This is a genomic window from Biformimicrobium ophioploci, assembly GCF_030270605.1.
Taxonomy (GTDB): Bacteria; Pseudomonadota; Gammaproteobacteria; order Pseudomonadales; family Cellvibrionaceae; genus Biformimicrobium; species Biformimicrobium ophioploci.
Map to the genome: position 1 here is coordinate 1 of NZ_BSYJ01000019.1, position 1,190 is coordinate 1,190.

At 51.8% G+C, this 1,190-nt stretch carries 1 protein-coding gene; it reads right to left on the reverse strand.

The genetic code is table 11. From position 1 onward, the window contains the following. Nucleotides 1-18: 18 nt before the first annotated feature. A complete protein-coding gene (locus tag QSJ80_RS15525) occupies nt 19-981 on the reverse strand; it encodes an IS110 family RNA-guided transposase (RefSeq protein WP_285765382.1) in 963 nt (320 codons plus the stop codon). Nucleotides 982-1,190 lie beyond the last annotated feature (209 nt).

The following is a 1,190-nucleotide window of genomic DNA, read 5'->3' on the forward strand; positions in this document are numbered from 1 at the left end:
TAACAAGCGACTGTGATGTCAAGCAGCGAGTTTGACATCACTCTTTTCCCAGTAAGTACCATCCCTCACCATTGCATTTAGCACCACGATCATCTTCCTCATGGCAGCTGTGAGTGCTACTTTGCGATGCTTTCCCTTGCTCACCAGGCGACTGTAGAAATCTCGAATCATCGGGTTGTGGATTGTCGCCGATAGTGTTGCCATATACAGAATTGTACGCACTTGTGCACGGCCGCCCTGGATGCGCCTCTTTCCTCTCAGGGTACCGCTATCGCGGTTCATGGGTGCCACGCCCACCAGTGCAGCGATTTCCTTCTGGCCAAGCTTTCCTAGCTCAGGTAGCTCTGCGATCAAGGTGGTCGCGAGCAATGTACCAACGCCCGGAACTGTCTCCAGCTGCTCGCGCTTCGCTCGCCAGAGATCCTCGTTTTGTACGGCCTTGTCGAGCTTCTGATCGATGCGCTCGACTTCCTTGTCAAGGAATTTGATATGACGCTGATAGTCCGCCTGGAAGCTTTTCGGCATGATCTTGATGCGGTTGAGCTCCATTGTTCGCATGGTCTTGATCTGGCGGCGCCTGGCCAGCAAGTCTTTGATCTGCCGCTGGATTTTTGATTCCGGCGGTAGTATGACTGGCTTCATGGTAGCGCCAAACTCTGCAATTATCTGGGCGTCTACCTTGTCCGTCTTTGCCAGCCTGCCAGCAGACTTTGCGAATTGCCGCACGTTCCTTGGATTGACGATTACCACCGGAACCTCTGCCTCTACCAGCAGCTCATACAGCAGCCTCTCATAGCGCCCGGTGGCCTCTAAAACGACTCGCCCGACATTGAAGCGCTTGATAGCCTTGATCCACTGTTTAATTCCGATTTTGGTGTTTTCTATTTGCCAATACCGGTCGCGCTCATGGATATAGATATCCAAGCTCGCTTTTCCTACATCAATACCAACGTTTACCCCTTCTGCAGCTTTCTTGCTCATTGTCTGATTCACCCATCCTTGCTACATTCGGGCTCATGAGGCCCTTTCGACTGTTCGGGTTGTAAATTAGAAACGGTGCGGTGCTACACGCTTGTTAACGGGCTAGGGATTGCCTGCGCCTAGAATGAACCGAGCTACCGCACCGGTAACTTTTTGGGGAAGTTGCGGGCCTCACCTTATTCGGATATTTGGTAAATTTCACCATACAA